Origin of the sequence: Streptomyces sp. NBC_00557 (genome assembly GCF_036345995.1) — a bacterium.
Classification (GTDB): domain Bacteria; phylum Actinomycetota; class Actinomycetes; order Streptomycetales; family Streptomycetaceae; genus Streptomyces.
This window is the reverse complement of the sequence record NZ_CP107796.1, coordinates 5457195-5470036: the sequence shown is the minus strand read 5'-3', so window position 1 is coordinate 5470036 and position 12842 is coordinate 5457195. Positions and strand designations below refer to the sequence as shown.

9 protein-coding genes are annotated in these 12842 nt (G+C 71.5%); 1 reads left to right on the top strand and 8 read right to left on the bottom strand.

The window, feature by feature from the left end:
• Nucleotides 1–27 precede the first annotated feature (27 nt).
• Nucleotides 28–1902 carry an AMP-dependent synthetase/ligase gene (locus tag OG956_RS23865; protein WP_330340021.1) on the bottom strand — a complete coding sequence of 625 codons (1875 nt, stop codon included), beginning with the start codon at nucleotides 1900–1902 and terminating at the stop codon, nucleotides 28–30.
• Between the two features lie 271 nt (nucleotides 1903–2173).
• Nucleotides 2174–4048, bottom strand: coding sequence for a translation elongation factor 4 (lepA, locus tag OG956_RS23860; RefSeq protein WP_330340020.1), 1875 nt, complete (start codon nucleotides 4046–4048; stop codon nucleotides 2174–2176).
• 225 nt (nucleotides 4049–4273) lie between these two features.
• Between lepA and rpsT the strand changes: the two genes are divergently transcribed.
• Nucleotides 4274–4540 (top strand): 30S ribosomal protein S20, encoded by a 267-nt coding sequence (rpsT, locus tag OG956_RS23855; protein WP_004001350.1) that lies wholly within the window; start codon nucleotides 4274–4276, stop codon nucleotides 4538–4540.
• 314 nt (nucleotides 4541–4854) lie between these two features.
• Here the strand turns inward: rpsT and holA are convergent, their stop codons facing one another.
• From holA to OG956_RS23825, 6 genes are all read right to left on the bottom strand, one after another.
• Nucleotides 4855–5844 (bottom strand): DNA polymerase III subunit delta, encoded by a 990-nt coding sequence (gene holA / locus OG956_RS23850; RefSeq protein ID WP_330340019.1) that lies wholly within the window; start codon nucleotides 5842–5844, stop codon nucleotides 4855–4857.
• Between the two features lie 162 nt (nucleotides 5845–6006).
• Nucleotides 6007–6900: an IS982 family transposase gene (locus tag OG956_RS23845; RefSeq protein WP_330335877.1), complete on the bottom strand. Its 894-nt coding sequence runs from the start codon at nucleotides 6898–6900 to the stop codon at nucleotides 6007–6009.
• A gap of 187 nt (nucleotides 6901–7087) precedes the next feature.
• Entirely contained in the window at nucleotides 7088–7333 is a 246-nt protein-coding gene (locus tag OG956_RS23840) for a hypothetical protein (RefSeq protein ID WP_330340018.1), read from the bottom strand.
• Nucleotides 7334–7575: 242 nt separating this feature from the next.
• Nucleotides 7576–8418, bottom strand: a complete 843-nt coding sequence (locus OG956_RS23835) for an arylamine N-acetyltransferase family protein (protein WP_330340017.1) — start codon at nucleotides 8416–8418, stop codon at nucleotides 7576–7578.
• Between the two features lie 33 nt (nucleotides 8419–8451).
• The gene (locus tag OG956_RS23830) at nucleotides 8452–11490 is read right to left on the bottom strand and encodes a ComEC/Rec2 family competence protein (RefSeq protein WP_330340016.1); all 3039 of its coding nucleotides are present in this window, start codon (nucleotides 11488–11490) and stop codon (nucleotides 8452–8454) included.
• The gene (locus tag OG956_RS23825; RefSeq protein ID WP_330340015.1) at nucleotides 11487–12728 is read right to left on the bottom strand and encodes a helix-hairpin-helix domain-containing protein; all 1242 of its coding nucleotides are present in this window, start codon (nucleotides 12726–12728) and stop codon (nucleotides 11487–11489) included. Before OG956_RS23825 ends, OG956_RS23830 begins: the two co-directional genes overlap by 4 nt.
• Nucleotides 12729–12842: the final 114 nt, after the last annotated feature.

Below are 12842 nucleotides of genomic sequence, written 5' to 3'. Positions count from 1 at the left end.
CCGGGCCGCGCCCTTACCTCTCCCTCGTCACTTCTCCCTCGTCCCCGCGTACATCTCCTCGATGAGGTCCTTGTACTCCCGCTCCACGACGGGCCGCTTCAGCTTCAGGCTCGGCGTGATCTCCCCGTGCTCCACGTCGAGGTCCCGCGGCAGCAGCCGGAACTTCTTGATGGTCTGCCACTTCTGGAGCCCGGCGTTGAGCTGCTGCACATACCCGTCGACCATCTCGACCGTCTGCGGCGCGGCGACGATCTCGGCGTACGACTTGCCCTCCAGCCCGTTCTCCTTCGCCCAGTCCAGGATCGCGATCTCGTCCAGGGCGATGAGGGCGGTGCAGTAGTTCCGGTCGGCGCCGTGCACCAGGATGTTGGAGACGTACGGGCACACCGCCTTGAACTGTCCCTCGACCTCGGCCGGCGCGACGTACTTGCCGCCGGAGGTCTTGATCAGGTCCTTCTTGCGGTCGGTGATGCGCAGGTAGCCGTCGGGCGACAGCTCGCCGATGTCGCCGGTGTGGAACCAGCCGTCGGACTCCAGCACCTCGGCGGTCTTCTCGGGCAGCTTGTGGTAGCCCTGCATGATGCCCGGGCCGCGCAGCAGGATCTCGCCGTCGTCGGCGATGCGCACCTCCGTGCCGGGCAGCGGCTTGCCGACCGTGCCGGTGCGGTAGGCCTCGCCGGGGTTGACGAAGGAGGCGGCGGAGGACTCGGTGAGGCCGTAGCCCTCGAGGATGTGGATGCCGGCGCCTGCGAAGAAGTAGCCGATCTCGGGCGCGAGCGCGGAGGCGCCGGAGACGCAGGCGCGCAGCCGGCCGCCGAAGGCCTCGCGGAGCTTGCCGTAGACGAGGGTGTCGGCGACCTTGTGCTTGGCGGCGAGGCCGAACGGCACGGCGTGGGTTCCGGTGCGCCGGAAGTTGTCCTGGCTGACCTTGGCGTACTCGCGGGCGACCCCGGCGGCCCACTGGAAGATCTTGTACTTGGCGGGGCCGCCCTCGCGGGCCTTGGCGGCGACGCCGTTGTAGACCTTCTCGAAGATGCGCGGCACGGCCGCCATGTACGTCGGCTTCACCACCGGAAGGTTCTCGATGATCTTGTCGACGCGGCCGTCGACGGCGGTGACGTGCCCGACCTCGATCTGGCCGGAGGTGAGCACCTTGCCGAAGACGTGCGCGAGCGGCAGCCACAGGTACTGCACGTCGTCCATGGTGACCAGGCCGGTCGCGGCGATCGCCTTCGCCATGTACGCCCAGTTGTCGTGCGGGAGCCGGACTCCCTTGGGGCGGCCGGTGGTGCCGGAGGTGTAGATGAGCGTGGCGAGCTGCTCCCTGGTGATCGCGCCGACCCGCTCCTTGATCAGCTGCGGGTGCTGCTCCAGGTAGGCGGCGCCGCGCCGCTCCAGCTCGGCGAGGGTGATGACCCAGTCGCCCGTCTCGACGCCGGCCGGGTCGATGACGACGACCTTGGTCAGGTCGGGCAGCTCGGCGCGCTTCTCGACCGCCTTGGCGACCTGGGCCGCGTCCTCGGCGATCAGCACCCGGCTCTCGGAGTCGGAGAGGATGAACGCCGACTCGTCCGCGTTGGTCTGCGGGTAGACGGTGGTGGTCGCGCCGCCCGCGCACATGATGCCGAGGTCGGCGAGGATCCACTCGACGCGGGTGGAGGAGGCGAGCGCCACGCGCTGTTCGGGCTGCAGGCCCAGCTCGATGAGGCCGGCCGCGATCGCGTAGACCCGCTCGGCCGCCTGCGCCCAGCTGAGCGACTTCCAGTCGTCGGGGCCCTGACCGGAGGCCGGAGGCACCGGATAGCGGTAGGCCTCGGCGTCCGGTGTGGCCGCCACGCGCTCCAGGAAGAGGGCCGCCACGGACGGCGGACGGTTCTCGATCAGGGTCTGTGTGTCGCTCACGACATCCTCCGGGGCCCGCGACGGTGCGGCGTACTCGGTGCGGCTGGGTTCACTCACGGTGGGGGTTCGTGCTGCTGCTGCGCTGCTGTTTAACTCGCGAGTAACTATCGAGCAGGGATCAGAGTAAGCCGCGACCGGCCGCTGCGTAAGAGGCTTCGGCCAGTCACTTTCCAGTCGTCACGGCGCCGCGGACGTAAGGGGGCCCGCCGCGCTTTCGCACGGCGGGCCCCCTTGTGTCCCGTTTGTGGACGTAACCGGCTGTTACCTCTGGTTACTTCTTGCCCTTGACCGACCCCGCACTGTCATCACTCGACAGGACGGCGATGAAGGCTTCCTGCGGAACCTCCACGGAACCCACCATCTTCATCCGCTTCTTGCCTTCCTTCTGCTTCTCCAGCAGCTTCCGCTTACGGGAGATGTCACCGCCGTAGCACTTGGCGAGGACGTCCTTGCGGATGGCGCGGATGGTCTCGCGGGCGATGACCCGGGAGCCGATGGCGGCCTGCACCGGCACCTCGAAGTTCTGCCGCGGGATCAGCTCCTTCAGCTTGGCGACGAGCCGTACGCCGTACGCGTACGCCTGGTCCTTGTGGGTGATCGCCGAGAAGGCGTCGACCTTGTCGCCGTGCAGCAGGATGTCGACCTTGACCAGGGAGCTGCTCTGCTCGCCCGTGGGCTCGTAGTCGAGGGAGGCGTAGCCGCGCGTCTTGGACTTCAGCTGGTCGAAGAAGTCGAAGACGATCTCCGCGAGCGGCAGGGTGTAGCGGATCTCGACCCGGTCCTCGGAGAGGTAGTCCATGCCGAGCAGGGTGCCGCGCCGGGTCTGGCACAGCTCCATGATCGCGCCGATGAACTCGGTGGGCGCCAGGATGGTGGCCCGCACGACGGGCTCGAAGACCTCCTGGATCTTGCCCTCGGGGAACTCGCTCGGGTTGGTGACCGTGTGCTCGCTGCCGTCCTCCATGATCACGCGGTACACCACGTTGGGGGCGGTGGCGATCAGGTCCAGGCCGAACTCGCGCTCCAGCCGCTCCCGGATCACGTCCAGGTGCAGCAGGCCGAGGAAGCCGACGCGGAAGCCGAAGCCGAGCGCGGCGGAGGTCTCCGGCTCGTAGACCAGCGCGGCGTCGTTGAGCTGCAGCTTGTCCAGCGCCTCGCGCAGCTCCGGGTAGTCGGAGCCGTCGAGCGGATACAGCCCCGAGAAGACCATCGGCTTCGGGTCCTTGTACCCGCCGAGCGCCTCCGTCGCCCCCTTGTTCTGGCTGGTGACCGTGTCACCGACCTTGGACTGGCGCACGTCCTTCACACCGGTGATCAGATAGCCCACCTCGCCGACGCCGAGGCCGTCGGCCGGCAGCATCTCGGGCGAGTTGACGCCGATCTCCAGCAGCTCGTGCGTGGCGCCGGTCGACATCATCCTGATGCGCTCACGTTTGTTGAGCTGGCCGTCGATGACACGCACGTACGTCACGACACCGCGGTAGGAGTCGTACACCGAGTCGAAGATCATCGCGCGGGCGGGCGCGTCGGCGACGCCGACCGGCGCCGGGATCTCCTTCACGACCTTGTTCAGCAGCGCGTCCACGCCGAGGCCGGTCTTGGCGGAGACCTTGAGGACGTCCTCCGGGTCGCAGCCGACCAGGTTCGCCAGCTCCTCGGCGAACTTCTCCGGCTGCGCCGCCGGCAGGTCGATCTTGTTGAGCACGGGGATGATCGTGAGGTCGTTCTCCATCGCCAGGTAGAGGTTGGCGAGGGTCTGCGCCTCGATGCCCTGGGCGGCGTCGACGAGGAGGATGGTCCCCTCACAGGCGGCGAGCGACCGCGAGACCTCGTAGGTGAAGTCGACGTGCCCCGGGGTGTCGATCATGTTGAGGATGTGGGTCGTGCCCTGGTCGGGGCCCTCGGTGGGGGCCCAGGGCAGACGCACCGCCTGGGACTTGATCGTGATGCCGCGCTCGCGCTCGATGTCCATCCGGTCGAGGTACTGAGCACGCATCTGCCGCTGCTCGACCACACCGGTCAGCTGGAGCATCCGGTCGGCGAGCGTGGACTTGCCGTGGTCGATGTGCGCGATGATGCAGAAATTGCGGATCAGAGCCGGGTCGGTACGGCTCGGCTCGGGCACATGGTTAGGGGTCGCGGGCACGCAGGGTCCTGTCTCTTGAGGCGCCTTATGCCTCGGGTCGGATCGATACGTAGTCTCCATGGTCCCACGCGGAGGGACCGGGCACCGTTTTGGGCCGCTCGCAGGGCCACTGGTACTGTAGATGGCTGTGCCTCATGCCCTCTCAGCGCGAGGCGCGACAAACAATTTTGGATCACCGGTACGGGACCTTCGCGGCCCCGTGCCTGAACCTGAAAAGGCTCCTTCGTGGCGAACATCAAGTCCCAGATCAAGCGGATCAAGACCAACGAGAAGGCCCGGCTGCGCAACAAGGCCGTCAAGTCCTCCCTGAAGACCGCGATCCGCAAGGCCCGCGAGGCCGCTGCCGCGGGTGACGTCGAGAAGGCCACCGAGCTGCAGCGCGCCGCCGCGCGTGCGCTCGACAAGGCCGTCTCGAAGGGCGTCATCCACAAGAACCAGGCCGCCAACAAGAAGTCGGCGCTTGCTTCCAAGGTCGCGTCCCTCAAGGGCTGAACCTCCTCTTTGATCTGACCGCCGGAAGGACCCAGAGCGGGCCCTCTCTCATCCGCTCCCGACCGGCACCCCGGATTCGCACGCGGCCTGCGTTCGCCACGCGGGTGCGAGTCCACCAGCTCCAACCGAAGGCCCCGCTGCTTCCCCTTCCCCAGGGTGGGTGGCGGGGCTTTCGGCATGCCGGAGTGACTTGTACGAGCGGGGGCTGGGGTGGAGACCTGTCTTACAAACAGGGGCTGGGGTGGAGCCTGCAGGCGGGGCTGCGGTGGAGCCCCCGGTGTCTCCGTCTATCCGGGGCCGCGGGAGCGAGCGGCCTATCCGCGGCCGCGGGAGCGAGCGGCGCGGGCGATCACCACGACGGCCTTCTCCAACGCGTACTCGGGGTCGTCGCCGCCGCCCTTCACGCCCGCGTCGGCCTCGGCGACAGCCCGCATCGCCGCCGCGACCCCGTCCGGTGTCCACCCCCTCATCTGCTGCCGTACCCGATCGATCTTCCACGGCGGCATCCCCAGCTCCCGCGCCAGATCCGCCGGCCGCCCCCCGCGCGCGGAGGACAGCTTGCCGATCGCCCGCACGCCCTGGGCGAGCGCGCTGGTGATCATCACCGGCGCCACGCCCGTCGCCAGCGACCATCTGAGCGCCTCCAGCGCCTCCGCCGTGCGCCCCTCCACGGCCCGGTCCGCGACCGTGAAGCTGGAGGCCTCGGCCCGGCCGGTGTAGTACCGCCCGACGACCGCCTCGTCGATCGTCCCCTCCACGTCGGCGACCAGCTGGGAGACCGCCGAGGCCAGCTCCCGCAGATCGCTGCCGATGGCATCGCAGAGCGCCTGGCACGCCTCGGGCGTGGCCGAACGCCCGAAGGAGCGGAACTCGCCCCGCACGAAGGCCAGCCGGTCCGCCGGCTTGGTCATCTTGGGGCAGGCGACCTCCCGCGCGCCCGCCTTGCGCGCGGCGTCCAGCAGTCCTTTGCCCTTGGCGCCGCCCGCGTGCAGCAGCACGAGCGTGATCTCCTCGGCGGGTGCCCCGATATACGCCTTCACGTCCTTGACCGTGTCGGCGGACAGGTCCTGCGCATTGCGTACGACCACGACTTTCCGCTCGGCGAAGAGCGAGGGACTGGTGAGCTCGGCGAGCGTGCCGGGCTGCACCTGGTCCGGGGTGAGGTCGCGTACGTCCGTGTCGGCGTCGGCGGCCTTGGCGGCGGCCACCACCTCCTGCACGGCACGGTCGAGCAGGAGGTCCTCCTGGCCCACGGCGAGCGTCACCGGGGCGAGAGGGTCGTCATTCGCAGTCTTCCTGGCCATCGCTCACAGCATCCCACGCGGCACTGACAACCAGGCCTCCCCCAGCCCCTGACCGCACCCTGACCGCACCCGGAGCAGGCCTCGGGGGCAGCCGGGGACGGGACGGGCGGGGCTTGGGGAGCCGGGGCTCGGCGAGCTAGACGAGTAAGTCCGAAGGGTTGGTCAGTGGTCGTAGGCGATCAGTGAGCGTGTGATGGCTCGGCCTGTGTTGCGGTTGTGCCAGATCGCGGTCGTCATGGCGAGGATCCGTTGTCCGACACGGGCGAGAACGCCGGCGGGGGTTCTCGCGCCGTGACGCTCGAGGTCGAGCTGGCCCTTGAGGGTGTCGTTCACCGACTCGATGAGCTGACGGATGGGCTTGAGAAGGTGTTCGCCGGGCCGGGGGGTGATGTTGCGGTAGGTCGGCCGCAGCAGGGTCAGGCCGTGCTCGGCCATGAAGGCGTCGAGGTGCCTGGATACGTAGCCCTTGTCGCCGACGATGGTCTGTCCGGGGTGGGTGGCCAGTAGGTCCTGGTCGCCGGTGAGCATGTCGGCCAGCACCTCGCGTTCGTCAACTTTGGGGTTGGCCAGGGCCCAGGCGATCGGGAGGCCGCCGGGGGTGCACACAAGGTGAAGACGCAGGCCCCAGAAGAACCGGGAGTGCGAGGGGCAGTAGCCGTAGCCGGCCCAGCCGGCCAGGTCGGAGCGCTTCGCGGTGGGCCGTGAGCGGGCGCACTCCACGGGGGTGGAGTCCACGATCCACACGTCGTCGTGCCAAAGGTCGCTGTCCCGGGCCAGGGTGCGGATGAACCTGCTGATCAGCGTGTTCGCGGCCCGCAGGCGTTTGTTGTACCCGGACTGCCCGGGCAGGTAGGGGAACTCGGCCGCCAGATGGACGCGGGCGAACCGCAGCCAGCGGGCTTCGGAGACGAACCCGAGCAGGGCCTGCATCACCGCCAGCGTCAACAACTCGGCATCGCTCAGGCTCGGCGGGCGGCCCCATCGACGCGATCCTGCCAGAGAGTCATCGATCTTCACGTACAGTGCAGTCGCGAGGGTTTCGAGGTCTGTCGTCACAAACGGACCAACGAGACCCTCGCTTCATGCACTCGGCCCCTTCGGACTTACTCGTCTAGTTCCGTGGGCCGGGAGTGGGGCCGGGACCGGGGGCGGGACCGGGGGCGGCTCATGCGGCGCCGTGTCGGAGCCGGTCATGACTGCCAGTCACGGCTTGCCGGTCACCGCTTGCCGGTCACCGCTTGACTCACGGCTCCTCGCGCCAGCCGTCCCACTCGCCGGCGAACGCGTCCAGTTCCGCCGGATCCAGCCGTCCGTCCTCGTCCCGCAGCACCACCAGCCACTGCGCGTCCTCGGCGTCGTCCTCCCCGGCCAGCGCGTCTCGCACGAGCCGGGGCTCCTCATCGATACCGAACCGCTCCCCGAGCGCCTCGGCCGCCTCCTCCGCCGCGTCCCGGTCGGGCAGCACCAGCACATGTCGCACATCACTCACGGCCACATTCTCCGGCACCGCCCGGAAACCGGACCGCCAGGTCAGCCCTTGGGCACGATCTGCACGTCCGAGGTCGACCCGGATGCTGGGACCGGCGACCGCGATGCCCCGCGCCAGCATGGACTGCCGGCTCACGGTGCAGTCGTCCCGGTGCAGTTCGGACACCGCTGCACGTCCAGGAAGTCCGCCGAGCTCGCTCCCCCATAGCGGGAATCAAGCATTAGCGCCGGAACTGAGCCCAATCACGGGTTCGGGCTCGCGCTCCGGTTCCGCACCGTCGGCACACGGTCCAGCTCGATCCCGAACCTCTCCCGGTACGCCGTCAGGACCTCCTCGTCCGTCTCCAGCTCCGTTGCGGCGCGCGTGCCGTCGACCGCCGTCGTCTTCAACTCGCGCTCGCTGAGCGTGATCCTCCCGCCGTCCTCGGTGAGCCGTGAGCAGACCAGCGAGCGGGTGAAGTGCGACAGCGGCGAGGTGCTGTGCCACCAGGCGCCGGCCACGAAGTCCCCCAGCGCCCGGGGCCGCGTCTCCAGCCGGTACCGCGGCGTCCCGTCCCGTACGACGTCCAGGTCCCCGGCGCCGGCCGAGCCGCCGCCCCGTACCCCGGCCGCGTCCGGCCCGGCGTCCGCCACCCGGAACACCCCGCCGGGGTCGGCCTGCTCCGCGCGGTCGGTGCAGCGCAGCGGATGGTGGCTGTGCGTCCCGAACCCGACGTCCGCGATCCACGTGTCCCCCTCCACCGTCCCGACCCGCAGGGCGAGATGGTCGTAGGGGATGCCGAGCCGCCCCTCGTCGCCGTACACGCGTGCCGCGAGCAGTTCCACCTCGTAGCCGAGTGCGGCGAGCAACGCGCCGAAGGCGCCGTTCAGTTCGTAGCAGAAGCCGCCCCTCCCGCGTCCGATCAGCTTGTCCAGCAGCCGCTCCTCCTCCAGCACGATCTCCTCGCCGAGGTGGATCGACAGGTTCTCGAAGGGCACCGTCCGCAGATGGCGCAGATGCAGCTCGTGCAGTGCCCGGCTGGTGGGTTTCGCCGGGCGCTGCGCCCCGATCCGGCGGAGATATGCGTCGGCCTGACGTGAGTCCATGCACCTAGTCTGGTCGACGTTCCGCGGCCCCGGTCATCGGTCTCTCGCCACCCGTATCTCCCCGCCCGTCCCTCCGGTCCCGCCGACCGCGAGTTCTCCGTCCCGGTCGGTGCGCAGCACCAGCGCTCCGCCCGCCCGCAGCGCGGCCACGGTCGCCGGCGCCGGGTGTCCGTACGGGTTGTCCTCACCACAGCTGATGAGCGCTACCCGGGGAGCCGCGAGCCGTATCAGCTCCGGATCCTGATACGCCGATCCGTGATGGGCGACCTTCATGACGTCCACACCGGCCAGCTCGGCCGCCACCGGTGACCGTGCCAGCGCCTGCTGGGCCGGGGGTTCGAGATCGCCCAGCAACAGCAGCCGCAGCCCGCCGGAGCGGACCAGCATCGCGACGCTGGCGTCGTTCGGATCCTCCGGCTCCGGCACCGGGCCCGGCCAGAGCGGGCTCCGTGTGTCCCCGGGCGGCCGGATACCCGGCGGGGGCCACAGGACCTGCCAGGACAGCGGCCCGGTGCGCCGTTCCTCCCCCGCCACGGCCCGCGTGACCGGGATGTGCCGCGACGCCGCCTCCCTTCTGACGAACTCGGCCTGATCGGCGGGCTCCTCGAATCCCGTGGTCTCGATCACGGCCACCGAACGGCCCCGCAGCACGCCCGGCAGTCCCGCGACATGGTCGGCGTGGAAGTGCGTCAGGACGAGCAGCGGGACGCGGGTGATGCCCAGGTGCCGCAGGCAGTGGTCGACCAGCGCCGGATCGGGTCCGGTGTCCACCACCACTCCGGCTCCCTCGCCCGCCGCCAGGACGGTCGCGTCGCCCTGACCCACGTCGCACATGGCGTACCGCCAGCCCGGTGGCGGCCAGCCCGTGATCACCCGGGTCAGCGGCGCGGGCCGCACCACCGCCAGCAGCACCAGCACCCCGAGCAGCCCGCACCACCACGGGTGCCGAATCAGCCGCCGGCCGGCCAGGACGACGGCCACGGTGACCGCCGCGAGCGCCAGCGCCCCCGGCCAGCTGCCCGGCCAGTCGACTCCCGCACCAGGCAGCGCGGCGCCCGTCCGGGCGACTCGGGCGATCCAACCGGCGGGCCAACCCGCGCACCACGCCAGCGCCTTGGCGGGCGCCATCGCCACCGGCGCCACCACGAGCGCCGCGAACCCCAGCACCGTGGCCGGCGCCACCGCCACCTCGGCCAGCAGGTTGCACGGCACCGCGACCAGGCTCACCCGCGCCGACAGCACCGCCGTGACCGGCGCGCACACCGCCTGTGCCGCGGCGGCCGCTGCCAGCGCCTCGGCGAGCCTCGGAGGCACCCGGCGGCGGCGCAGTGCCTCGCTCCAGCCCGGGGCCAGGACGAGCAGCGCGCCGGTGGCCAGCACGGAGAGCAGAAAGCCGTAACTGCGGGCCAGCCACGGGTCGTAGAGCACCAGCAGCAGCACTGCCGTGGCCAGTGCGGGAACCAGGGTTCTACGTCGTCCGGTGGCCAGCGCGAGCAGCGCGACCGCGCCGCAGGCCGCCGCCCGCAGCACGCTGGGGTCGGGCCGGCACACGACGACGAATCCCAGCGTGAGCACTCCGGCCAGCAGTGCGGTCGCCCGCAGCGAGAGCCCGAGGTGCCGGGCCAGGCCACGGCGTTCGGCCAGCTGTGCCAGTCCGGGCGGGCCGATGAGCAGCGCGAGCAGGACGGTGAGGTTGCTGCCGGACACGGCCAGCGTGTGCGCCAGGTCCGTCTCCTTGAACGCGTCGTCCAGCTCGGGTGTGATCCGTGAGGTGTCTCCGACGACGAGCCCCGGAAGGAGCGCTCGCGCGTCCCCCGGCAGGCCGTCGGTCGCCTCCCGCAGTCCGGCCCTGAGCCGTCCTGCCAGCCGTTGCGGTCCGCTGGGCCCCGCCACGATCCGCGGTATGGGACGGCCACGCACCCGCAGCACGGCCGCGGTCCGCTCGCCACCGCTCAGCGCGGGCGCCAGCCGCCCTCCGACCCGCAGGCGCGTGGACGGCAACAACCCGAGCCAGGCCTGCCGTGCCTCCTGCGGGCCCTGTGCACGCCATGTGCCCTGTGCAGGCCGCGCGCCCAGGCCGGCGGAGAGAGCCGCGTCCCCCTCCCGCGCGGAACCACCGGTCCGAGCGGCGGTTCCTTGCGGTGCCGGGACGTCCGCGTCGACGACCAGCAGCACCGGGGTCCGCGTCCGCACGCTCGACCCGTCGCTCCGCTCGACGCGCCGCACCTCCGCCCGGGCCAGCACCGCCACGGGCGCCGCGTGATCACCGCGCACGCGCGGCCGGCTCAGCCAGGGGTCACCGCTCACCTCGACCTCGGCGGTCACGGTCGCGTACCGGCTGGCCAGCCCGGGCACCGGCCCGCGCCGCAGGTCCGCTCCGTGCAGCCCGGCCGAGGCCGCCGCCGCGGCAGCGCAGAGCAGCACAGCGGCGACGGAGGCACGGGCCCACGCGAACCGCCCGGTCGCCCGCCCACGCGCCCTGTGTCCGGACGGACCGGTCGACCGCCCGGACTGCGCCCGCCGTCCGGACTGACTGGCTGGTGCCGCCGGTGCGTTCGGTGCCACATGCGCCGCCGGCGGGTCCGGTGCCTGCAGTGCCGCCAGTGCGTTCGCCGCCGTCCGCACCGCCGGCCCGTTGGCTGTCGGCCGTACCGCCACTTCGATCGGTGCCATCTGCACCGCCGGCCCGTCGGCCGCCGGCCGTACCGCCGATGCCTCAGGTCCCTGCAGTGCCGCCGGTGCGTTCGCCGCCGTGTGCGTCGTCGCGACCGGCCGTCGGGCCCGGCCATGTCTGCGCACCCGCAGCAGGAGGGCTCCGCCCACCAGGCAGGCGCTCGCGATCCCGGCCGTCCAGGGCGCCGGTGTGTCCAGTGTCAGGGCCGCCGTGGCCCAGGCCGCGAGCGCGGGCGGCACCAGACGCAGGTCCAGGGGCCCCGCCCGGTCACCGCGAGCGGCCCCGTCCTGCTTGGGGTCACGACTCGCGCCGCCGATCCCCGGGTCTCCTCGCCCGGCCTTCGCGGGCCGGCCCGAACTTCCGCGCCGCGGCAGCCGGTCGGTGATCGTGCGGCTCATGGCCGCACCAGGCTGTGCAGATCGTTGAAACGGCGGTCGCCGATGCCGTTGACCTCGCGCAGTTCGTCCACCGAGCGGAAACCGCCGTGCCGGGTGCGGTAGTCGATGATGTGCTGAGCGAGGACCGGGCCGACGCCGGGCAGCGTGTCGAGCTGGTCCGCCGTGGCCGTGTTGAGGGAGACGGGCGCGGCGGGACCCGCTCCGGCCTGTCCGGTGACCGGTCCTGCCGCCGGGCCGGGTGGAGCCATCGCCCCGGCGGGTGCGCCGACGACGATCTGTTCACCGTCGGTCAGGAAACGTGCCCGGTTGAGTCCCTCGGTGCTCGCGCCCGGACGGACTCCGCCGGCCGCCCGCAGCGCGTCGACCACCCGGGAGCCGGCCGGCAGCCGTTGGATGCCCGGTTTGCGAACCTTGCCGCTGACGTCCACGACGATCTGCCCGCCCGGTGTCGCCGAGACTCCCGCGCCCGCACCGGCTTTCACGCCGTCCTCCTTCCTTGCGTAGGGAGCCGACGCCTCGGTGTAGGGCTTCTCCGTGCGCACCACTCGAGGTGCGCTCAGGGATTGGGTCCGCCCTGCCCAGAAGTGCTGCACGGCGAACACGGCGGCGGCCACGAGCACCACGGCGAGCGCCACGACTCCCCGTCTGTCCACCCCGCACCGCGTCTGCAACCACACGGGCATCCGCTCCCGCAGCGCGAGCCCCGCCCGGTCCCGCCAGCCGGGGAAGACGGGCTGTGCCCTCTCCGACATGCCTGCCGCGTCCGGTGGTTCGACGTCTTGGGGTGCAGGGGCCGGCGCCGGGTCATCCGTCGGCCCGGTGTGCGCCGGCGCGGTCGGGAGGGGCTCAGCCGTGGTCGGCATCGCCCTCGCCGGGCTCAGCCCGGACGCCCGGCCGGTGACCGGCACCGTGGCCGCTCGGCCCGCCACCCCGCCTGACGCACCTGCCTCGGCTGCCTCCACTGGCTCCGCTGCCGTCACGGTCGGCGTGCTCGCGGGCCCTTCCGCGTCCGGCGGCCCGTTCCCCGACTCCCGCCACTTCACCGCTCGTTCGCCGAAGAGGAGTTCCGCCCGGCGGCGCAGCTCCTCGGCCGGTGCCGGCGGGTGGTGGCGGGCACGGCGATGGCCGATGGAGCGGCGGTGGCCGGTGCCACGGTGGTGGACGCGGCCGTCGGAGGCGGGGCCACGGCCCGGACCGCTGGTCGCAGTGGCTGTGCGTGAACGTGATGGAAGTGCCATGCGACGAGGATGGGACATACCGTCGATTCGCGTTGATCTTGGTCGATTTCGGGGGACAGTCGCCCCGTTGTGGATAACTCCGCCACCCGTACGAGTGATGTGGCGGACCGCGCG